The organism is Nostoc sp., from assembly GCF_036917235.1.
Lineage (GTDB): Bacteria > Cyanobacteriota > Cyanobacteriia > Cyanobacteriales > Nostocaceae > Nostoc.
The window spans coordinates 16,899-38,245 of record NZ_JBALDU010000040.1; the positions used below are offsets into that span (position 1 = coordinate 16,899).

Here is a 21,347-nt window from a genome sequence, read left to right on the forward strand (position 1 = left end):
ACAATTAGCGCCTCAAAATTAAATCTTGTTATGAACACCCAAGACAAGCCCAAGAGTTTACAAGATATTGTTAAGCAACGTCAACAATCAAATTTTGTCGGTCGTGAAGACCAAATAAACCGATTTCGCCAAAATTTAGCATTACCAGTAGAAGACAATCGCCATTGTTTTCTGTTTAACGTTTCTGGTCAAGGCGGAGTTGGTAAAACTACTTTGCTGCGGCAGTTTCGGAAAATTGCTGACGAAGCAAAAATGATTTCGGCTTACATCGATGAAGCTGAAAAAACCATACCAGAAGTCATGGGTCGTATAGCTGAAGAGTTAGAACAGCAAGGTTACAAACTAACGCAGTTTAGCGATCGCTATAAAGTTTACTGCCAAAAGTGCCAAGAATTAAAAACAGATCCAGAAGCTCCTCAAGGCTTTTCCGCTTTTGTCGGGAAAACTATGGTAAAAACTGGTGTGCATCTGGCGCGTCGAGTTCCCGTTGGTGGTACTGTATTTGACTTTGTAGATGAGGATGCTTTGGCTACCCAAGCCGGAGAATGGGCATCTTATGTTGCAAAGAAAATAACAAATAAAGATGAGGTACATTTAGTTAAAGAACCTAAAGAAGTTCTGACCCCGCTATTTTTGCAAGATATTTCTAAAATTGCTGAGAAAACTCCTGTTGTCCTGTTTTTCGATACCTCAGAACGCACCGGAGAATTCCTAGAGAACTGGTTATGGGAAATTTTTGAGAACCAGCACGGTAAAGTATCTGCCAATATATTAATGATCGTTGCCAGTCGGCAAGAATTAGATAAAAATGACTGGGCATCCTACGAAGGATTAATAGCTCGTTTGCCTCTAGAACCGTTTACAGAAGAAGAAGCCCAACACTATCTAACTCGGAAAGGCATTACAGACAGTCGTATTGTTGAAGTAATTTTAAACGTTTCTGGAAACTTACCCCTGCTAATAGAAATGCTAGCAGATGCTCATCCCAATCACCCCAACCAGATAATTGAGCCTAGCAACAGTGCTGTAAAAAGCTTTTTAAGATGGATTGACGACCCCAAACGGCGACAAATGGTGCTTGATGCTGCCATTCCTCGGTGCTTGAACCGGGATGTTATAGCCAAGTTAAGAACAGAAGAAGAAGCTGATGAGCTATTTTCTTGGCTGAAAGAAACATCTTTTATCAACGAACGTAGCAATGGCTGGGTTTATCATGATGTCGTCAAAACCCAAATGTTATGCCACAAACGCCTTTCATCACCGCAAGGTTGGGCTGACATACATGGTAAGTTGGCACAATATTATGACAGCCTGCGGAACGATTTGCAGTTAGAGGAAGATAAGAAACAGCGCGATCCTAGCTGGCAAAGTCACACATTAAACGTGTTGTACCATAAATTATGTCAGTCACCGCAAAAGAATTTATTGGTAGCTCTGAATGAATTTCTGACTGCACTCAAAAATCAACCCACGTTTGCCCAACAATATGCAAAAACAATGCTTCAGGCTGGCAAAGATGCGGATTCTGCTGAAGTTCAGTATTGGGGTAAGCAGTTAGCAAATGGGTTAAAAGCTGATGAGGAAAAACGCTATGAAGATGCTAGGTATAATCGTGCTTTAGTCTACTTAGCCCTTAAGCAACCAGCCAAAGCACGAACTTGCTTAGTACCTGCTATCAAGCTGGCTACAGAGCATTGCAAAAAAAATCCTAAAGACTGGCGTAATGCTTTTAATTTAGCCCTTTACTGTTTGGCTGCTCAATACATTCAACAAGCAGACCATTTATATCGCTATGCGTTATCAAAGGGTGCTTCCTCAGAATCTATTGATGAAGCTATCCAAGACCTAAATGACTTTTTAATTGTCTTCCCTGACCATCTGCAAGCTACATCCATGCGACAGTTGTTGCAGTCTTGTCTAACTAAGTCATGTAATTTGCAACCTACCCTTGAGCAAACCCACAAGTCCCAACAAGAAACTGCTAATCAATTTCTTCTCTCATAATGCAAGTCTATTTCAGTGGACTTGCACTATGAGTCTGGGATTTCAACCTCTGGCACAGAAACAGGTAAGCGCAATATCTCAGCTAACTTGGATTCGGGAGACTAACGGCTGAACGCAATTACATAAAAATATTAAGCTATTTTTCCTTTCTTATGAGAAAGTGTAGCGATCGCTCAATGTAATTCTGTATCTAAATGAGACACTACGCATAGCTTGCTTCACTGTAAGATACACAATCCAAAATTTAAAATTCAAAATGATATCAGCCAGCTAAAAACGGGATTTGTCTAAATCCACTCAAATCCCTGTGAGGCTAAAAATTCTTTACCTGATTCCAAAATATCTTTGTTTAAAATCAAAGTGACTTTTGGCGAACTCAGATACAAACGAAAACGCTCAATAAATAGTTGGTTAGCAAGTTCAATTTTCCTAATGGCACTCCAGGGAATCAACAACGGCGTAAGCCCAAAGCTAAATAAAGGGAAAATACTCAAATAAATCCCTTGAGGAGTTATACCAACATTTAAAGTTGCTTTATAGTGAACTAAACCCACAGAACCGTTTTGCATTCGAGAGAAATTTTGTGGCGGTGCTTCTTCGGTGCGGTAGAGTTTAGCGAGGCGATTCCAGTCATGACGGAATAGAAAAATCATGACTATCGTGCTAAGTGGCAAAAAAACGATGTATATCCACTGAAGGTGATGTGGCATTTGTTTTTAAGTCATTGATGATTGACGCTTCAACTGTAAGCGATGTCCAACAACAAGCCTCAATGCGTTTACTTACTCACCAATCAATCACTTTCTTTGAACCTTTCCAAATTACCTAAGCATTCCGGTTAAAAATTGCTTAATTTAAACTCTATTCATTCAAAAAACTGGCCTTAATTAAAGCCAGTTTTTTGATTTTATTGCAAACTTCTAGCGGACTTTACGGCCGAGTATTAACGGAACACACTTGAGAAGATATTATTAAGCTTTCTCATTCAAATGTCAAGATTTTATGAACTACTTCCCCAAAGTTTGCCATTAAATGTCGCTACTTCCCTTAAATTCTCAGGCTGTGCTTCTAAATCTTTGTCGCCAAAATGCTGATTCATCAAGGCGGGAACCTGTGCAGCTTGAATTCGGCTATGGCGGGTTTTATCTGGCATTACTAAATTCGGCCCAGCTTTACAGTTCTTCATACAACCAGTGCCCTTGATTGTAACTTGGTCTTCTAAACCGCGATCGCTTAAAGCCGCCTCCAACGCCTGACAAACTGCTTTACCACCACGTTTCATACAATCAGACTTTTGACACACCAAAATCGTGGCCTTAGTCTTAGCTGGTTTTACCTTGACATTATCAATAGATGGGGGTTCTTGTGGTGCTGCGATCGTTTGAATTGTTGCTATTTCAGAACGCGCCGCCATCACACGTTCAGCTTTCAGTGTAACTTTGTCTTTTTTTATATCGTATTCTTTATAACCAACAACTTGTAGCCAAGTACCTGCTGGTAGCCGCAAATCAAAAGTAGCCCGTAAGTGTTTAGCAAGTTTAATGTAGCATTCACCCTCATGAGTACTTAGCAGTAAACCTTTCAGCTTATAGCCGTCTTTAATAACAAAATCTATAAATCTGCCCTCAAGGCAAAATTCTGATACTTCCATATTGTGAGATGCACCCATTTTTTAAGCTCCTTTTAACTAATACAAGCTGTCAAGCAAGATATTCTCAGCAGTAGCTAAAAATTAGAACTGTTGATAACGACTTTTCCAGCAACACTCAAGAGTCCAAATCTGGTCTTGACGAGAAGCTGTAAATCGCCGTATTACACTCCAAAGTTGAACAGCCGCAGTCGGATTGCTAATTTCAACTTTTAATGGCTGGTTAGCCGCACAACTACAGGGAATGTCTAACTCCTCTAAGCGTTGATAGACTTGCCAGCGGTCTACCCAATTCACCTCTACAAGGTGGTTTATTTCTATTTCTGAACTATACGATTTCAAGAGAATTGCCCTCAAAGTGCAACAAACTTGCAGTAACTACCGCCATTTAACTCCCTGCTTTTTGAAAATCTTAGTAGTCTAGCCTCTTAAAACCAGCATACCTTAAGTGCAAACAATTCTCATTAATTTTGCAAAAAAAATAAAATTCTTGCGATCGCCCCATGAGAGAGATCGGGGGGATGACAAGGAGTATTAGGGCAAGGAGGCATTTACTCCTCCATCTCCCCTCACTCCTTCGGAATATATGCACATTTAACTTTTCATGTAAACAGGAATGAGAAATATACACAACTTGATGAGCTTGCCATAATTTAGCCAATGATAAACTTAAGACTTTTAGTAAACAAAAATACAAAATCTTGTGATGGCAAATTGGCTTGCTATTATTGTGAAAATGTTAATATGTAAAGAATAAGCAGTTAAAATCTATAATTGCTAAATAGCGAGGAGAACAATGGCTGAAATGCAAACTTTGTTACGGAACTTTGGTCATGTTTATGACAATCCTGTGTTGCTAGATCACAGCGTAACTGCTCCAGTTACAGAAGGATTTAACGTTGTATTAGCTAGTTTCCAGGCACTGTACTTGCAGTACCAAAAGCATCATTTTGTAGTTGAAGGATCAGAATTTTACTCTCTGCATGAGTTTTTTAACGAAAGCTACAACCAAGTACAAGACCACGTTCATGAAATTGGAGAACGTTTAGATGGACTGGGTGGTGTGCCAGTAGCTACCTTCAGCAAATTAGCAGAATTAACCTGTTTTGAGCAAGAATCTGAAGGCGTATATTCCTCTCGCCAAATGGTGGAAAATGACCTAGCTGCCGAACAAGCAATCATTGGTGTAATTCGTCGCCAAGCCGCTCAGGCAGAGAGCTTAGGCGATCGGGGCACTCGCTATCTATACGAAAAGATTTTGTTGAAAACTGAGGAACGTGCGTATCATTTATCTCACTTCCTCGCCAAAGACAGCTTAACTTTAGGGTTTGTCCAAGCAGCTCAAAGCTAAAATTCTCATAATTTAGATTTGTCTAACTAGACTGAAAGTAAAAGTTGGCAGCACCAACTATTAAAATATTATAAAAAATGGCAGAGAATGGTATCCCTATTTCTCTGCCATTTTTAATCTAAGTAAACATATTTATATAATATTTAACGTTGAAAATATTTAGCAATTAGCTAGTTAAGATAAATTTTTATCTAAGTAATCTATTTGTACATAAATAGGCGGACAGATACATACCAAAATAAATCATCATTTATTGCAAGAGTTATCAGATTAAATAATAAAGATTCGCAAAAGCTTTAGAAATTTGAGCATCATAATTAAATAAAATTAGAAATACAAAATAATCATTGGGCATTGGGTATTTGGGTTAGGGGAGAGGTGACAGGTAACAGGTAACAGAGAATAATCTGTACCCTCTCACCTGTACCCTATGCCCCAATCCCCACTCCCTTCCTGTCATCAAACTTAGAAAACTTAATAATAAAAAGCACCAGAGGGGGTAAAGACCCTTAAAATGATCAGGATTTCTATTCTCATATTCCAAGGCAACGACTATGCCCCGCCGTGACGACCTCCAGAAGATTCTACTGTTAGGTTCTGGTCCAATTGTGATCGGACAAGCCTGTGAGTTTGACTACTCTGGCACTCAAGCCTGCAAAGCGCTGCGAGAAGAAGGCTATGAAGTGATTTTGGTCAACTCCAACCCTGCAACGATTATGACCGACCCGGAAACGGCCGATCGCACTTACATTGAGCCGTTAACGCCGGAATTGGTCGAAAAAGTCATCGAAAAAGAACGCCCTGATGCTCTACTACCAACGATGGGAGGACAAACCGCCCTCAATCTCGCCGTTGCTTTAGCCAAAAATGGAGTGTTGGAAAAGTATGGTGTTGAGTTAATCGGCGCTAAACTCCCAGCGATCGAAAAAGCCGAAGATCGAAAACTGTTTGGTGAAGCAATGGCAAGGATTGGGGTAGCTGTGTGTCCCAGCGACACAGCCGAAACTTTGGAAGAAGCCAAAGCTGTTGCCCGCCAAATTGGTACTTATCCCCTAATTATTCGTCCTGCCTTCACAATGGGCGGAAGTGGCGGCGGCATTGCCTACAACCAAGAAGAATTTGAAGAAATGGCACAGGTGGGTATAGATGCCAGCCCCGTTTCGCAAATTCTCATTGACCAGTCTTTACTCGGCTGGAAAGAATATGAACTCGAAGTGATGCGTGACTTGGCAGATAACGTGGTGATTATCTGCTCCATCGAAAACCTTGACCCAATGGGCATTCACACCGGGGATTCAATTACCGTCGCTCCTGCGCAAACCCTGACTGATAAAGAATATCAAAGGCTGCGGGATATGGCAATTAAAATCATCCGTGAGATAGGTGTGGAAACTGGTGGTTCTAATATTCAATTTGCTGTCAATCCGCTGAATGGTGATGTGGTTGTAATTGAAATGAACCCCCGCGTTTCCCGCAGTTCAGCTTTGTCTTCCAAAGCTACGGGTTTCCCCATTGCCAAAATGGCGGCAAAATTGGCTGTGGGCTACACCTTGGATGAAATTAAAAATGACATCACCAAGAAAACTCCCGCATCATTTGAGCCGACAATTGACTATGTGGTGACAAAAATCCCCCGCTTCGCCTTTGAAAAATTCCCCGGTTCTGACCCAGTACTGACAACCCAAATGAAATCAGTTGGGGAAGCAATGGCAATTGGGCGTACATTCAATGAATCCTTCCAAAAGGCACTGCGATCGCTCGAAACAGGACGCGCTGGTTGGGGTTGCGACAAAGCCGAAAAATTACCTAGTGGCGAACAAATTCGCGCCCAACTGCGGACACCTAACCCCGATCGCATTTTCTCCGTGCGCCATGCCTTGCAACTAGGGATTAGTGCTGAGGAAATCTATGAACTGACTGGTATTGACCCGTGGTTCCTAGATAAATTTCAGCAACTGCTAGATGTCGAGAAATTCCTCAAGCGGACACCATTGCAGCAATTGACAAAAGAGCAACTTTATGGAGTAAAGCGAGACGGATATAGCGATCGCCAGATTGCCTATGCCACCAAAACCACCGAAGATGAAGTTCGCGCCTACCGCAAGTCACTAGGAATCATCCCAGTTTACAAAACTGTAGATACCTGCGCCGCTGAGTTTGAAGCCTTTACCCCCTACTACTACTCTACCTACGAAGAAGAAACAGAGGTAATGCCCGCAACCAAGCCAAAAGTGTTGATTTTGGGTGGTGGCCCCAACCGCATTGGACAGGGAATTGAGTTTGACTATTGTTGTTGCCACGCCGCTTATGCTTTGAAGAAAGCGGGGTATGAGACGATTATGGTCAACTCTAACCCAGAGACAGTTTCAACAGATTACGATACTAGCGATCGCCTTTACTTTGAGCCTTTAACAAAAGAAGATGTTCTTAACATCATCGAAACTGAAAATCCAGTCGGGGTGATTATCCAATTTGGCGGACAAACACCGCTAAAGTTGGCTATTCCTTTACAAGAGTTTCTTAACAATGACACATCAGGACTCCTCACTAAAATTTGGGGTACATCCCCAGATTCCATCGACATGGCAGAAAACCGGGAACGGTTTGAAAAGATTCTCCAACAGTTGAATATTTCTCAACCGCCTAATGGTATCGCCCGGAGTTACGAAGATGCGCTGATTGTTGCTAAACGTATTGGCTATCCGGTGGTGGTGCGTCCCAGCTATGTGTTGGGGGGACGGGCGATGGAAATCGTTTATTCGGATGCTGAGTTGGAACGCTACATGACCTTTGCGGTACTAGTGGAACCAGAACATCCAATTTTGATTGATAAGTTTTTGGAAAACGCCATTGAAGTCGATGTCGATGCGATCGCCGATCATACAGGACGGGTAGTCATTGGTGGCATCATGGAACACATTGAACAAGCAGGAATTCACTCAGGAGATTCCGCTTGTTCCTTACCTTCCATTTCCCTATCACCAGCTGTTCTCAATCAAATTCGCACTTGGACGGTGCAGCTAGCGCAAGCGCTGTCAGTCGTGGGGTTGATGAATATCCAATTTGCCGTTGTCGGTGCAAGCAGCTATTCTCCCCAAGTTTACATTCTAGAAGCCAACCCCCGCGCCTCGCGCACAGTGCCCTTTGTATCTAAAGCGACAGGTGTACAGTTGGCAAAACTAGCATCCTTAATTATGTCGGGTAAAACCTTAGAGGAGCTACATTTCACCGAAGAAGTCATCCCAACTCACATTGCTGTAAAAGAAGCTGTATTACCCTTTAATAAATTCCCAGGAACTGATACAATATTGGGCCCAGAAATGAGATCCACTGGTGAGGTGATGGGGATTGACAGCGACTTTGGCCGTGCTTTTGCCAAAGCGGAATTGGGTGCTGGGGAGCGTTTACCACTGACGGGAACTGTATTTGTATCAATGAGCGATCGCGATAAAGCTGCTGCAAGTGGTGTGGTGAAAGAATTTATCGATTTGGGCTTTACAGTGATGGCTACCCTTGGTACACGCCGAGTTCTTCTGGAACAGGGGCTAAAGATTGAATTAGTCTTAAAACTCCATGAAGGTCGTCCCCATGTCCTTGATGCGATCAAAAACAAGAAGATTCAACTTATTATCAACACACCTTCAGGGGAAGAAGCTCAGACTGATGCTAGGTTAATCCGCCGCACAGCCTTAGCTTACAAAATTCCCATCATTACTACCATCGCCGGTGCAAAAGCTACCGTCGCCGCCATCCGTTCCTTACAAAATACGACTTTGGATGTAAAAACTATCCAAGAGTATTGCCCGATTGCGAGGGTTTAGGGAAGCAGAAGAGCAGGGGGGCAGGGGAGCAGTGGAGAATAATTAATAACTAATGCCCAATGCCCCATGCCCAATTCCCAGAAAAAATTAAACAATTGTTAGAAGAGAATGAATATAGTTCTCATTGAGATACTTTAACAAATATGAGGAAAATTATTTGAACCAGATAATTTCTTAAATTGACTTTTAGTCAGCCTTAAGATAGAGGGCAACGTTGCATTAACTGGAAAAACCAGTAGATTTCATGTCGTTATCTAGCCAAAATCTTCTCATAAATGTTACAATTGTTCATAGGACTTCCATAAAAAATGTTTAAAAAGCAACCTTTTATCTAACTGTAGATACTTGTGAAAACTAGGAAATAACTGTAGTTTTAGCAGTTAACAAGCCTAAATTTGATGATTATGAGCAGCCGAGTTTCTCAGGCGCGTAAGTTGCAAACCATAACATGGGTTCCCAGTCTGACTGGGTAGCACCCTAATAAAGAAAGCATCTATCCCTTAATGACCCTACCGCCAACCCCATCATTACCAAAGAGTAGCGCCATGAAGACCGCTCAGACAGCCACAGACCTCGTGCGGACTTACCTGCGTGAGATTGGCCGTGTGCCACTCTTAACACACGAGGAAGAGATTTTCTATGGTAAACAGGTGCAACGTTCCTGTGCTTTGCACGAATCAAGAGAATCTCTTACCACCCAGCTAGATCGTCAACCGACTCTAGAAGAGTGGGCCACAGCAACAAACCTAGAACCAGCAGAGTTGAACGAAGCGATCGCAGATGGTGAAATTGCCAAACGCAAGATGGTAGAAGCCAATTTGCGGCTGGTAGTGTCCGTTGCCAAAAAATACATCAAGCGCAACGTCGATTTACTGGACTTGATCCAAGAAGGTAGCATTGGTATGCAACGAGGCGTAGAAAAGTTTGACCCCACCAAAGGGTACAGATTTTCTACTTATGCCTATTGGTGGATTCGGCAAGCGATTACTCGTGCTATAGCCGAAAAAGCTCGCACCATTCGGTTGCCGATTCATATCACCGAAAAATTAAATAAGATTAAAAAGGCACAGCGCCAATTGTCTCAAAAATTGGGACGCGCTCCTACGGCTGGGGAGCTAGCTGAAGAATTAGAATTGACCCCCAAACAAGTACGAGAGTATTTAGAAAAGGCGCGTTTGCCTCTTTCCTTGGATTTGCGTCTGGGTGATAACTACGACACCGAACTCGGAGAAATGCTGGAAGATCCAGGTGCTTCTCCCGAAGAGTTTGTTATGCAATCTTCCCTATCTTATGACTTAGATCGTCTGATGGGCGATCTCACACCACAACAGAGGGAAGTAATTACACTGCGCTTTGGCTTAACTGATGGGCAAGCCCTGACTCTGGCTAGAATTGGTGAAATATTGAACATCAGTCGAGAACGAGTCCGACAAATTGAGCGGGAAGCCTTAAGCAAACTTCGCAAGTCTAAAGCCAATATGGATGAATATTTGGCGAGTTAGAAGTTAGGAGTGATGAGTTTGTAACTAACTCCCCACTCCTCACCTATTTATTGGGGTGAGAAAATACGCTGACTTTGGTACGGTTACACCTACTTCCACTCTTGCGCTAGGCTGTTACATTAGTTGACAGGAAGACAAAATAACTAAGTCTAAATCCAAAACAGACATTTAATATTCCAATCACAAGCACCGCAGCCAATAGTGGTAGTTAAGGAGCTAAAAAATGAGTAACCCATCCAATCGTGTCTCAGAATTTTTTAATAGCGAATCAGAAACTAACGATTTACTCTGGCAGTACGTTAAATCCTTGAGTCCAGAGACAGTTACCCAGCTATCCAAACCCACGTCTGCCGAAGTCTTTCAGGTGATGGAACGGAATATTACAGGACTATTGGGTAATCTACCTTCAGAACACTTTGGTGTTACTGTAACCACAAATCGGGAAAATCTAGGTAGGCTTCTTGCTTCTGCGATGATTAGTGGTTATTTCTTGCGTAACGCTGAACAGAGAATGAATTTTGAAATGGCGCTACAAGGATCTGAAACCGACAACAGCGAAATTGACTAGAAATGTAACATTTGGGAAATTCAATCAATATTGTTGGACTGAGAGCTAATCATAGTTACAGCGATGCGACTTGAAAATAAGTCTCTGCAAAATTTTTGCTGCTAATTCCCGATTATACATCAGCTAAGTTTTCTAACATATCCAAAATAGTGACGAATTCAGGTTGAAATTTCAACGCAGACGAACGCGGAGTCTTTGATTTCGCTTCTCTGCGAACTTCTGTAATTTTGTGATTAATTCAATTTATCTGATGTCAGGCTAGTTAGTTATAACTCCCGAGCCTATGCAGAAAGCATAAAAATTCCTATCGTCTAAGCCTTTTTGCGGTCTGAACAATAACTCTTTAACCGAATATGATATTAGAGGCTTATTTATAAATGATGAATGCACATTTGTGGATAAACGAACAGTGCTAAATCACCTTTGCAATAAATCAAAACTCGGCAGAGTTACAACTAGTCTGCCGAGTTTTGTTATTAGTCAAGAATCAAAATTCAGGAATTATTTCCCTACTCCCTATTTAACTATGAGTGAAAGCAGTTCTTTCCCACCCCATAAAATCATTGGTGTTGCAGTAATTTGGAATGACCAAAAGCAAATTTTAATTGACCGTCGTCGTCCAGAAGGAGAAATGGGTGGTTTGTGGGAATTTCCTGGTGGTAAAATTGAGCCTGGTGAAACCATCCAAGAATGTATTCAACGGGAAATTTCCGAAGAACTGGGAATAGTGATTGAAGTGGGAGAGCATCTGATTACTATTGACCACAGTTATACAAACTTGCGCGTTACCCTCACAGTACATTATTGCCGCCATCTTACAGGTGTCCCCCAACCTTTAGAATCCGATGAAATTCGCTGGGTAAGTTTGGAAGAACTGGAGCATTTTACTTTTCCGAAAGCAAATACTCAAATTATTGCTGCATTGAAAGGAAGTGGGTGCTAGGAAAGAAGCAGAGGGAGCAGGGGAGCAGAGGAGAATAATTAATAACCAATGCCCAATGACAAATGACAAATGACGAATCCCGTAACAATCTATTAATTGCATCAGGTTGAGTACCGCAATTTTCTACAATAGGCGCAGGGACTTTGATTTAAGGTGTCAGCAAATAAATGCCTAAAACCGTTGCCGATGTGATGAGCCGCGATCCTATTGTTGCCCGGGAGGAAACTCCACTCAAGGAAGCTATCCAAATTCTCGCAGAACGCCATATCAGCGGACTACCTGTTGTGGACGATCTCGGTAAATTGGTGGGCATTATCTCGGAAACCGATTTGATGTGGCAAGAAACTGGTGTTACTCCACCTGCGTACATTATGTTTCTTGATAGTGTTATCTATTTAAAAAATCCTGCTACGTATGACCGTGATTTGCACAAGGCTCTAGGGCAAACCGTCGGGGAGGTGATGAGTAAAAACCCGATCGCTATTTCCCCTGATAAAACTTTAAGAGAAGCAGCTACAATCATGCACGATCGCAGCGTTCACCGCTTGCCAGTACTTGAGAGTACAGGTCAAGTAATTGGTATTCTCACTCGTGGTGATATTATTCGGGCTATGGCTGCTAGTCAAGATTAGTCAGTTGTCATTAGTTAATACTCAAGAGTTTTTTGACCCTTGAGTATTAACTAATGGCTGTTTTTTATACATTTGAAAATCAAGGATAACTAAATGAGTATTACTCCGGAGTCTGTTAAGCAATTGCTCAGTTCTGAGGATTTAGGCGATCGCTTACGTGCAGTAAATCAAATCCGCGAACTGGAACCTGCGATTGGCTTTGAATTAATTCAAAGTGCGATTGGCGATCGCAATTCCCGTGTCCGTTATTCAGCGGTGAGTCAAATGGATACACTCGGAACCCAAGATTTACAATTATCCTTGGATATCTTGCGCGATCGCTTGCTTAATGACTCCGAAGTAGATGTACAAGCAGCAGCAGCAGACTGTTTGGGCGCTCTGAAGTTACATGAAGCCTTTGAAGATTTACAGCAGCTTTATCATACAACTGGGGAATGGCTAATACAATTCAGTATTATTGCTACATTAGGAGAGTTGGGCGATCCACGAGCCTTTGAACTACTCAAAGAGGCACTTTCATCAGAAAACGAATTAGTCCAAACTGCTGCTATTAGTTCTTTGGGTGACTTGGGAGATGTACAAGCAGTTCCTCTGTTGGCTCCCTATGCTACCAATCCAGATTGGCAAATTCGTTACAGACTTGTACAAGCCTTGGCTCGTTTGAGTAATCCAGAAGCCAAATCTATATTAGAAACTCTGGCTAATGATGAAGTCGATGCGATCGCAAACGAAGCCAAAAATTCTTTGCAGTCAGTTTAAGTCTATCTAATAATATAGATTTGTCTGGCCTATAAAAAATTCGACCTGGTTGGTAAATTTTGCATTCCAGCCAGATCGAAATAGATTAATTAGAGTTACTTTTAGTTGTTAAAAGTAACTTTTTTATATTTAGGATAGGACTATTGAATGACACTTTTGCGACGGCGAGACATAACCATACCAGCACCAACTAAACCTAAACCTAGCATTGTGGTTGGCTCAGGAACGCTAACTGCTTCGAGAGTTAAGTGGTACTCACTTGTTTTTCCATTAAGAGAAGCACCCAAATTGCCAACCCCAATAGTTTTTCCATTGAAATTAAATTTGCCCGTAATCCCATCCAATATTACGTCATTAATGTTAGTAGTCGATTTCCGAATTCTGGTAACTACAGAATCATCTAGATCAAAGGTAAGAAGCGCAGTAGTACTACCCAAGGTTCGCGATCCGAAATCAATGAACGGAGTGTAAACGCCTGTAGAATATGTAGCGCTTGTGGTTGTTCCCACTGTTGGTAGATTAGCTATCTTTGTTAAATTTAAAGTGTTAATGGTAATACCTGTGCCTGATAAGGTCGGTGAGAAGAATTTAAAATCACCATCAGTATCAACACTATCAATATCAAAAAATTTAATACTAGTCTTAGCTGGATTGATTCCATCACTAGGAACGATAGATGTACCAGTAAGACCAATACTTCCGTTCAAGGTTACAGCTTGAGCCGAACCAGCAGATGTAAACATCCCAGCAGTTGCCAAGGGGATTGCAAAACTAGCAGCCAGAGTAGCGTTTAGTAATTTAGATTTAAAATTAATCATGAGCCTTTGAGAGTCCTAATAATAATCTGGAACAGAGAAATTGATTGCTTGACTTTTACTATCAGTAATCTATTTAAAATACTGTCAGTGAAAGCGAAACTTGCGTGATGTATTTCTTATCTCCATAAAATCACATAGACTTAGAACCTGCAATATTTACTGAGTGGTCTTCATCACATCTTCAACTAATAAATAGTCTTCATAAAATTTTAATTTCTTACATATCTGCGCTTCGTATATCTCTTACTCTCTAGGGTTTGAATTATTGGCAATAGCTCTGACTTTAATAAAAACTATCTGCGTAATGTCCAAAAATAGTGATTATTTATACTTAGTATTACTAAGCCAGATTTTAGATCAATGGAGTATGCAGTGTATCTATAATCTTTCGAGTTGCCAATATTTACTGAAAGGTTCCTCTCATAGAATAAATGGGAGGAAACGCTGTATTTGTTTATTATAGATAGTCTTTGCGATCAAATTGAATGTTTGTAACAAACGGCTAATTGCTAGCTATTAACACGGTTCTCAAATCTGTAAGATTTTTCAAATGCTAAGAGCCAAATACCTGTGGCCAGGTTGTTACAACAAAAACTACAACTGCGGCGATCGCTAACAACCCTTGAATCAAATTTCCAACCAAAGACCCAACTACAATTCCTATACCCGCTTTAATCGCCAACCCTAATTCGCGCCGGTACAGGTACTCACCAATAATTGCTCCCAAAAGCGGGCCTAGTAAAATTCCTAACAGTGGTCCCCCAAAAGGTAAAGTTGGTAATAATCCCAAAAATCCTACCACCAAACCAACAATTGCGCCAATTTGCCCCCACTTGCTAGCTCCAGCTTGTTTTGCTCCCACATAGCTAGCTAAAAAATCCACTCCGACACTGAGTAGTAAAACTAGAACTGTCACAATTAGGGGAATCTTGATAGCTGCAAAGGAACTACTAACGATTCCCCAGACAATAATTGCAATTAAAATTAAGCTGCTACCAGGAATAGCTGGAACTACAGCACCAATAATACCCACAACCATTACAGCAACTAATAGCCAATAAATAATTTGCATAGATCAATTGTAAATTTCCAAATTTTCTCATAGGGACGCACATCTCTCATTGGTGTCAACTTAACCCGAAAACTATATCGGACAGGCGTTTTGCAAATCCCTCACGCCCTCATCCCCTAACCTCTTCTCCCAAGGGAGAAGGGGATATTGAATGTCTAGCTCCCCTCTCACGGATGGGAGAGGCAGGGTGTTGATGGCAAAACGTTGTCACCAAGCGGGTTTAGCGTTAAGTTGACACGTATGCACATCTGCGCGCTCCTACTGTTTATTCTATCTGGGTAAGATAGCGAAAAATGCCTAGTACAATGTGGTGCAAGTTTGCCTAATGCTTCTAAACTGCTATTTAAAAGCTCAAAACCTATGACGAGAAAAATATTAACTGGACTAAGTTCTAAAACCTACGAGCACCCCTTTGATCGCAAAGCCTTGGCTTCTTTGCAAAATATGCCCGGTGTCTCCTTACTACTCAAAAAAATTAACGAATACGGCATCGATCGCCTACTCAGACTGCAAAGCCTTGGTAGTGAAATCAGAATTTCACCCCGTAATTTTCCCCAATTACATCAAGCATTTGTAGAAACTTGCCAAATTCTTGATGTTGATCCACTTCCTGAATTGTATCTATTTCGAGGCACAGGTAACATTCAAACCTACATTGTTGGCGTGGAAAAACCCCTTGTCGGTATCAATTTAGATGCAATGGAGTGGCTTGACTCAGATGAATTAATTTACGTTTTTGGACATGAAGTTGCTCGCATCAAGAGTCAGCACATGGTTTATCACCAAATGGCAATTGTTATGCCAACGTTGAAAAATTTGTTGAGCAGTACCACACTGGGTGTAGGTGGTTTGGTAGCTGGTGGAATGGAACTAGGTTTGTATAATTGGCGGATGATGGCTAGGTTTACTGCCGATCGGGCTGCTTTGCTTGCTTGTCAGGATATTAACATAGCAACTACTACACTGATGAAACTCGCGGGTTTACCAGATGAGTACTTGACTACTGCTGTAATTGAAGATTTTCTCATTCAAGCTCGTGAGTTTGCATCCAATAACTTTGATAGTGTGGATAAAGTCACCAAAATATTAAGCTATACAGAATCTGGGCTTTCTTGGGTAGTTATGCGGGCTGGCGAGTTATTAAAATGGGTTGATTCAGGAGAATATGATAATTTAATTCAACAGACAAATTTAAAGATCCCGGAAGAACTAGAAGATAAAGAAGGAAAGACACCGCAAGAAAAGGAAGGTTGGAATTTTTTAACTTCTTGGTGATTGAATTTAAAACTTAAAATTTTAGATTTAATTTTTAAATTTAAAATGCGCTTGTGATACTTAATAACTTGACTTGCTAATACCGATTAACTGTGAGCTTGCTCCCAAACAAGGGGCTTAAGCCCCTTGTCTCACTAAAATTGGCTGGCTCCTAAACTAGCTGACAATCTAAATACTAAGAGTAACGGCTAATTTATCAGCAATTCCCGCAATCCAGTTTTCATCTTGTTTGGTGTAACTGCGAGGAGCATTTGCTCCCAAAATTAATGCACCTTGGTTGCCAATAGGTTGACAAATTACACCTTGAGTATTTTCTGGTAAATAATCAAATTCAAGCCTACCTGGATATATTTTTAGAGCAACTAGATAAATCGGCTTTTGTTTTTCGAGTACCTGTTTTAAGATTACTCCTGGCACAACTTCAGATTTAGTACCCAGAATCCCGCGACGCAACAAAACTTTACCTTGATAAAAAACCACAAGCGATCGCGTTACTGTATTAGTCAACAATAAATGAGATGCCCAGGCTAGCTCTGTTTTTACGGCTTCAGGTAAATCTGGTGCGAGTACAAAACCTTCTTCTCCAATTAGTTCTACAGTATCAGGCGATCGCGGCTGAACTTGCTGCCAAATTAAACCCGTCAAAATTAACACCGCACTCAAAATCACACCCACTACATCACCACGCGATTGAGACTGGGTTAATTCCGGTGTCAATAAACGGTTAATCAATAAAAGTACAGCGCCTAGCCCACCCACGACAATAGGTAGACGCCGCAAAACTCGATTAGGATCGGGTTTAGTCATTTGTCATTGGGCATGGGTTATTCTCCTTGTCCCCCTGCCTCCCCTGCTCCCTCATCTCCTTACTCCTCTCCTGGTTCAATAATCCGCTGGAAAAGATAACCAGTACCCCGTGCAGTGAGAATCAATTCTGGGTTGCTAGGATCGTCTTCTAATTTTGCGCGCAAACGTGATATATGTACATCGACTACGCGGGTATCCACATGACGTTCTGGTGTATAACCCCATACTTCCTGCAAAATTTCCGAACGAGAAAAAGCTTCTCCAGAGCGACTGACTAACAACTCTAACAAGCTGAACTCCATACCTGTCAATCGAATGCGCTCATCGCCTTTGTAGACTTGTCGCTTATTCGTATCGATTTTAATATTAGCAACATGGATTACCCCAGAACTGGGAATTCCAGAAGCTCCGTTTTTATCTACTCGCCGCAGCACCGAGCGAATCCGGGCTTCTAGCTCCTTGGGGGAAAATGGTTTAACTACATAGTCATCAGCACCCAATTCTAATCCGGTGATGCGATCGGCTACATCACCTAAGGCTGTTAGCATAATAATGGGGACATCTGATTCTTTTCGTAATTCTTGACATACACCATAGCCGTCTAGCTTTGGCATCATTACATCTAAAACTACCAAGTCAGGCTCAGTTTTGCGAAAAGTTTCCAAAGCTTCTTCCCCGTCGCCAGCCGTCACTACATCGTAGCCAATCATGGAAAGGCGTGTTTCCAAAATCCGGCGAATGCTGGCTTCGTCGTCTACCACCAAGATTTTTTCTTTATGGCTTTCCAAGTTTCTCTAGGCTCCTTGACTAAAAATTTACATGATTAATTTTTAATACCATAATATTAAGATATCATTCCATGAATTGATTTGGAAAAAGCTCTAAATACCACTATTATTAGTTTTTAGTTTTTTTCAAGAATTAAGTAAATATTAAGATTATTTAATAAGATTTAAGAATGGCAAAGCCAAAAACCTTTTTCACTTGTAACGAATGTGGAGCAGAATCGCCCCAGTGGTTTGGTAAGTGTCCAGCTTGCGGTACTTACAACTCTCTAGAAGAACAAATTACTATTCAATCCTCAGTAGATGTACCCAGTCGAGGGGGCGTGAGTAGTTGGCAATCCGCTCAAGGCAATGGCAAATCTCACAATAAACCAGCTAAAGCGCGAGCCTCTTTAACATTCGATCAAATTACCGATCGCCAAATCGCTCGCTGGGAGTCTGGTTATGAAGAATTGGATCGAGTGCTTGGAGGTGGGATTGTCCCCGGCTCTATGGTGCTGATTGGTGGCGATCCTGGTATCGGTAAATCTACTCTATTATTGCAAGTATCAAATCAATTAGCGCAGAAATACCGCATCCTTTACGTAACTGGTGAAGAATCGGGACAGCAGGTAAAATTACGAGCTTCTCGTTTGGGAGTATCAAAACCCCTAAGTGTGGTGAATGAGGAGAATGTAACAGTAGTAGTAGAGACTAAACTTTCCATAGATCCTGACAGTATAGGTGCAGATTTATATGTACTGCCAGAAACAGATTTAGAAGAAATTTTACGGGAAATAGACTCTCTCAAGCCAAATGTGGCGGTGATTGATAGTATCCAAACGGTGTTTTTTCCGGCACTGACTTCTGCACCAGGTTCAGTAGCTCAGGTACGGGAATGTACCGCAGCACTGATGAAGGTGGCGAAGCACGAAGATGTCACCATGCTGATTGTGGGACACGTTACCAAAGAAGGAGCGATCGCTGGGCCAAAAGTTTTAGAACATTTAGTTGATACAGTGTTGTATTTTGAAGGCGATCGCTTTGCCTCCCATCGGTTATTACGGACAGTCAAAAACCGCTTCGGTGCAACTCACGAAATCGGTATCTTTGAAATGGTAGCGGAGGGACTGCGAGAAGTCTCCAATCCCTCAGAGCTATTTTTAGGCAACCGTGACGATCCAGCGCCAGGTACTGCCATTGTGGTTGCTTGCGAAGGTACTCGCCCCATCGTTGTGGAATTGCAAGCTTTAGTAAGTCCCACCAGCTACCCTTCTCCTCGACGTGCGGGAACTGGCGTAGACTACAACCGCCTAGTACAAATTCTCGCCGTCTTAGAAAAACGGGTGGGAATTCCCATGTCAAAATTAGATTCTTACGTTGCTTCTGCGGGTGGGTTGAATGTGGAAGAACCGGCAGTAGATTTAGGAATAGCGATCGCAATTGTAGCTAGTTTCCGCGATCGCATCGTCGATCCCGGTACAGTATTAATCGGTGAAGTTGGGTTAGGTGGACAAGTGCGATCGGTTTCCCAAATGGAACTGCGGTTGAAAGAAGCAGCTAAGTTGGGATTTAAACGAGCGATCGTGCCCAAAGGGACAAAATTCCCCGATTTAAATATTGAGATATTACCAGTCTCTAAAGTCATAGATGCAATTATCGCCGCCATCCCGCATCAGGAATTGACAGCCGACGATTTAGAACCAGATGAAGATGAGTAACTATTGGGGACTGGGTACTGGGTACTGGGAAATTGTTCCAAAATTTGGGAAGGATCAAAGCAAATTTCATAATTTTTACGAGTGAAAACCGAGTCCCTAATCCTTAGTCCCCAATCCCCAGTCCCTTTTACACCCCAAAGGAAAACCCGCCATGACAACCCTCACCCAAGACTACCAAATCACTTGGGAAAAACTACCCGATGATTACAAACTCCCGGACGATCCAGTGGATAACATCAATCAACCAGCACTAGCTGCTGCACTCACGGAAAGCCTACAATTAGCTGGAAAAATTTCAGCCAACGCCCTAACAACAACTAATTACGGCATTTGTGCCACTTTAAACAACAAAATGGTCATTAAAGCCCCTGATTGGGCTTTCATTGCCAAAATTAATGTTAGTAGAGAAGAAGTAATACGCAGTTACACACCTCAACTACAGGGTGATATTCCCGTAATTGTCATGGAATTTGTTTCCGATACACAGGAGACAGAGTATTCTATCAAAGCAACATATCCCCCAGGAAAATGGTTTTTCTACGAGCGCATTTTAAAAGTACCAAACTACATCATCTTTGAACCAGATAGCGGCAGTTTAGAGATGTATCACTTACAAAACACAGAACAGTACATTTTGCAAGAGCCTGACGAAAATCAACGCTATTGGATAGCCGAAATCAATCTTTACCTTGGAGTGTCACAAGGTACTCGTGAAAACCGCACAGGAAAGTGGTTAAGGTGGTGGGATGAACAAGGAAACCTTTTACCTTGGGGAACAGAATTAGCTGAACAAGAACGCCAACGTGCTGAACAGGAACGCCAACGCGCCGAACAAGAACGCCAACGTGCTGAACGACTAGCAGCACAATTGCGGGCGGCGGGAATTGAGCCAGAAATGTGATGAAATGTTTTAGGAAAAATTGAAAGCCACAGATCCCCGGTTTGTTTGACAAGTCGGGGATCTTAGTTTCTCACAAATGATTAAGTAGGGCTGAATACCAGTTGTTAGGTAAGACGAGGGTTAAACAACTGCGATGTCTACGACGGGCTACGCCTACGCCATAAATTGATTACGATTGAATATACTGCTTATTGTAGGCTGCATCAGAATTGCCTAAAGTTTACTTTGCTAAACGCTCTAGTGATGAAACAAATCAAAATTATTGTCGAAAAACATTCTGACGGTTATGTTGCCTATCCTCTTGGTATAAAAGGGGCGATAGTTGGTCAAGGTGACACCTATGAAGAAGCCTTAGCCGATGTCAAGTCAGCTATTCGCTGCTACATTGAGATATTTGGCAAAGAAATGCTCGAAGATGAATCACCAGTAATCGAAGCTTTTATGACAGAAGCAGAGGTGGCTATTTAATGCCGAAGTTTCCTGTCGATGCTCCGAAGAAGAGAGTTATCAAAGCATTTGAGTTGTTAGGATTTCTTATTATTCGGGAACGTGAACATATTGTCATGGTGCGAGAAAATGAAGATGGATCGCAGACACCATTGGTAATGCCTAATCAATCTCAAATTAAATCAGGGACATTAAGATCAATTTGCACTCAAGTGGGTATCTTGCGGGATGAATTCTTAACAGCCTATGAGCAAAGTTGAGTAAAAAACTTAATGTAGAGACATTGCATACAAAGTTTACACATCAACCTTGGC

General features: G+C 41.8%; 20 protein-coding genes. 13 read left to right on the top strand and 7 right to left on the bottom strand.

The window, feature by feature from the left end; all coding sequences use genetic code 11:
- The first annotated feature begins 30 nt into the window (after positions 1-30).
- A complete protein-coding gene (locus V7K44_RS14070; RefSeq protein ID WP_334932372.1) occupies positions 31-2,004 on the top strand; it encodes an ATP-binding protein in 1,974 nt (657 codons plus the stop codon).
- A 287-nt stretch (positions 2,005-2,291) separates the two neighbouring features.
- On the opposite strand, the gene V7K44_RS14075 is transcribed toward V7K44_RS14070, so the two are convergent.
- From V7K44_RS14075 to V7K44_RS14085, 3 genes are all read right to left on the bottom strand, one after another.
- Positions 2,292-2,714, bottom strand: a complete 423-nt coding sequence (locus V7K44_RS14075) for a hypothetical protein (RefSeq protein WP_334932374.1) — start codon at positions 2,712-2,714, stop codon at positions 2,292-2,294.
- Positions 2,715-3,004: 290 nt separating this feature from the next.
- Positions 3,005-3,673, bottom strand: a complete 669-nt coding sequence (locus tag V7K44_RS14080) for a (2Fe-2S) ferredoxin domain-containing protein (protein ID WP_334932376.1) — start codon at positions 3,671-3,673, stop codon at positions 3,005-3,007.
- Between the two features lie 63 nt (positions 3,674-3,736).
- Positions 3,737-3,994: an Asr1405/Asl0597 family protein gene (locus V7K44_RS14085; RefSeq protein ID WP_322731540.1), complete on the bottom strand. Its 258-nt coding sequence runs from the start codon at positions 3,992-3,994 to the stop codon at positions 3,737-3,739.
- Between the two features lie 454 nt (positions 3,995-4,448).
- Here V7K44_RS14085 and V7K44_RS14090 point away from each other — a divergent pair, with 454 nt between their 5' ends.
- From V7K44_RS14090 to nblB, 7 genes are all read left to right on the top strand, one after another.
- A complete protein-coding gene (locus V7K44_RS14090) occupies positions 4,449-5,003 on the top strand; it encodes a Dps family protein (RefSeq protein WP_334932380.1) in 555 nt (184 codons plus the stop codon).
- Between the two features lie 554 nt (positions 5,004-5,557).
- The gene (gene carB, locus V7K44_RS14095) at positions 5,558-8,824 is read left to right on the top strand and encodes a carbamoyl-phosphate synthase large subunit (RefSeq protein WP_334932382.1); all 3,267 of its coding nucleotides are present in this window, start codon (positions 5,558-5,560) and stop codon (positions 8,822-8,824) included.
- A gap of 545 nt (positions 8,825-9,369) precedes the next feature.
- The gene (locus V7K44_RS14100; protein WP_334932383.1) at positions 9,370-10,326 is read left to right on the top strand and encodes an RNA polymerase sigma factor, RpoD/SigA family; all 957 of its coding nucleotides are present in this window, start codon (positions 9,370-9,372) and stop codon (positions 10,324-10,326) included.
- A 223-nt stretch (positions 10,327-10,549) separates the two neighbouring features.
- Entirely contained in the window at positions 10,550-10,894 is a 345-nt protein-coding gene (locus V7K44_RS14105; protein WP_099102117.1) for a DUF760 domain-containing protein, read from the top strand.
- 526 nt (positions 10,895-11,420) lie between these two features.
- Entirely contained in the window at positions 11,421-11,837 is a 417-nt protein-coding gene (gene mutT / locus V7K44_RS14110) for an 8-oxo-dGTP diphosphatase MutT (RefSeq protein ID WP_334932385.1), read from the top strand.
- Positions 11,838-12,004: 167 nt separating this feature from the next.
- Entirely contained in the window at positions 12,005-12,469 is a 465-nt protein-coding gene (locus V7K44_RS14115; RefSeq protein WP_334932387.1) for a CBS domain-containing protein, read from the top strand.
- A 93-nt stretch (positions 12,470-12,562) separates the two neighbouring features.
- Positions 12,563-13,228: a phycobilisome degradation protein NblB gene (gene nblB / locus V7K44_RS14120; protein WP_334932389.1), complete on the top strand. Its 666-nt coding sequence runs from the start codon at positions 12,563-12,565 to the stop codon at positions 13,226-13,228.
- 140 nt (positions 13,229-13,368) lie between these two features.
- On the opposite strand, the gene V7K44_RS14125 is transcribed toward nblB, so the two are convergent.
- Positions 13,369-14,046 carry a PEP-CTERM sorting domain-containing protein gene (locus V7K44_RS14125; RefSeq protein WP_334932391.1) on the bottom strand — a complete coding sequence of 226 codons (678 nt, stop codon included), beginning with the start codon at positions 14,044-14,046 and terminating at the stop codon, positions 13,369-13,371.
- Between the two features lie 553 nt (positions 14,047-14,599).
- On the bottom strand, positions 14,600-15,118 hold the full coding sequence (locus V7K44_RS14130; protein WP_334932393.1) for a DUF456 domain-containing protein: 519 nt from the start codon (positions 15,116-15,118) through the stop codon (positions 14,600-14,602).
- Between the two features lie 360 nt (positions 15,119-15,478).
- Here V7K44_RS14130 and V7K44_RS14135 point away from each other — a divergent pair, with 360 nt between their 5' ends.
- Entirely contained in the window at positions 15,479-16,393 is a 915-nt protein-coding gene (locus tag V7K44_RS14135; protein WP_334932395.1) for a M48 family metallopeptidase, read from the top strand.
- Between the two features lie 168 nt (positions 16,394-16,561).
- Here V7K44_RS14135 and V7K44_RS14140 read toward each other — a convergent pair whose 3' ends face one another.
- Complete coding sequence (locus V7K44_RS14140; RefSeq protein WP_334932397.1) at positions 16,562-17,200, bottom strand: cofactor assembly of complex C subunit B; 639 nt, start codon at positions 17,198-17,200, stop codon at positions 16,562-16,564.
- A gap of 59 nt (positions 17,201-17,259) precedes the next feature.
- A complete protein-coding gene (rpaB, locus tag V7K44_RS14145) occupies positions 17,260-17,988 on the bottom strand; it encodes a response regulator transcription factor RpaB (RefSeq protein ID WP_012412029.1) in 729 nt (242 codons plus the stop codon).
- A 170-nt stretch (positions 17,989-18,158) separates the two neighbouring features.
- Between rpaB and radA the strand changes: the two genes are divergently transcribed.
- The 4 genes from radA (at position 18,159) to V7K44_RS14165 (ending at position 21,293) form a co-directional block, all read left to right on the top strand.
- Positions 18,159-19,685, top strand: a complete 1,527-nt coding sequence (gene radA / locus V7K44_RS14150) for a DNA repair protein RadA (protein ID WP_334932399.1) — start codon at positions 18,159-18,161, stop codon at positions 19,683-19,685.
- Positions 19,686-19,836: 151 nt separating this feature from the next.
- Positions 19,837-20,586, top strand: coding sequence for a Uma2 family endonuclease (locus V7K44_RS14155; protein ID WP_334932401.1), 750 nt, complete (start codon positions 19,837-19,839; stop codon positions 20,584-20,586).
- A gap of 225 nt (positions 20,587-20,811) precedes the next feature.
- Positions 20,812-21,054 (top strand): type II toxin-antitoxin system HicB family antitoxin, encoded by a 243-nt coding sequence (locus V7K44_RS14160; RefSeq protein WP_334932403.1) that lies wholly within the window; start codon positions 20,812-20,814, stop codon positions 21,052-21,054.
- Positions 21,054-21,293 (top strand): type II toxin-antitoxin system HicA family toxin, encoded by a 240-nt coding sequence (locus V7K44_RS14165; RefSeq protein ID WP_334932405.1) that lies wholly within the window; start codon positions 21,054-21,056, stop codon positions 21,291-21,293. Before V7K44_RS14160 ends, V7K44_RS14165 begins: the two co-directional genes overlap by 1 nt.
- Positions 21,294-21,347 lie beyond the last annotated feature (54 nt).

Coding starts and splice junctions, on each gene's coding strand:
- V7K44_RS14115 (WP_334932387.1), top strand. CDS start 12,005: ATGCCTAAAACCGTTGCCGATGTGATGAGCCGCGATCCTATTGTTGCC.
- carB (WP_334932382.1), top strand. CDS start 5,558: ATGCCCCGCCGTGACGACCTCCAGAAGATTCTACTGTTAGGTTCTGGT.
- V7K44_RS14105 (WP_099102117.1), top strand. CDS start 10,550: ATGAGTAACCCATCCAATCGTGTCTCAGAATTTTTTAATAGCGAATCA.
- V7K44_RS14070 (WP_334932372.1), top strand. CDS start 31: ATGAACACCCAAGACAAGCCCAAGAGTTTACAAGATATTGTTAAGCAA.
- V7K44_RS14090 (WP_334932380.1), top strand. CDS start 4,449: ATGGCTGAAATGCAAACTTTGTTACGGAACTTTGGTCATGTTTATGAC.
- nblB (WP_334932389.1), top strand. CDS start 12,563: ATGAGTATTACTCCGGAGTCTGTTAAGCAATTGCTCAGTTCTGAGGAT.
- V7K44_RS14100 (WP_334932383.1), top strand. CDS start 9,370: ATGAAGACCGCTCAGACAGCCACAGACCTCGTGCGGACTTACCTGCGT.
- radA (WP_334932399.1), top strand. CDS start 18,159: ATGGCAAAGCCAAAAACCTTTTTCACTTGTAACGAATGTGGAGCAGAA.
- V7K44_RS14080 (WP_334932376.1), bottom strand. CDS start 3,673: ATGGGTGCATCTCACAATATGGAAGTATCAGAATTTTGCCTTGAGGGC.
- V7K44_RS14130 (WP_334932393.1), bottom strand. CDS start 15,118: ATGCAAATTATTTATTGGCTATTAGTTGCTGTAATGGTTGTGGGTATT.
- V7K44_RS14075 (WP_334932374.1), bottom strand. CDS start 2,714: ATGCCACATCACCTTCAGTGGATATACATCGTTTTTTTGCCACTTAGC.
- V7K44_RS14155 (WP_334932401.1), top strand. CDS start 19,837: ATGACAACCCTCACCCAAGACTACCAAATCACTTGGGAAAAACTACCC.
- V7K44_RS14165 (WP_334932405.1), top strand. CDS start 21,054: ATGCCGAAGTTTCCTGTCGATGCTCCGAAGAAGAGAGTTATCAAAGCA.
- mutT (WP_334932385.1), top strand. CDS start 11,421: ATGAGTGAAAGCAGTTCTTTCCCACCCCATAAAATCATTGGTGTTGCA.
- V7K44_RS14135 (WP_334932395.1), top strand. CDS start 15,479: ATGACGAGAAAAATATTAACTGGACTAAGTTCTAAAACCTACGAGCAC.
- V7K44_RS14140 (WP_334932397.1), bottom strand. CDS start 17,200: ATGACTAAACCCGATCCTAATCGAGTTTTGCGGCGTCTACCTATTGTC.
- V7K44_RS14125 (WP_334932391.1), bottom strand. CDS start 14,046: ATGATTAATTTTAAATCTAAATTACTAAACGCTACTCTGGCTGCTAGT.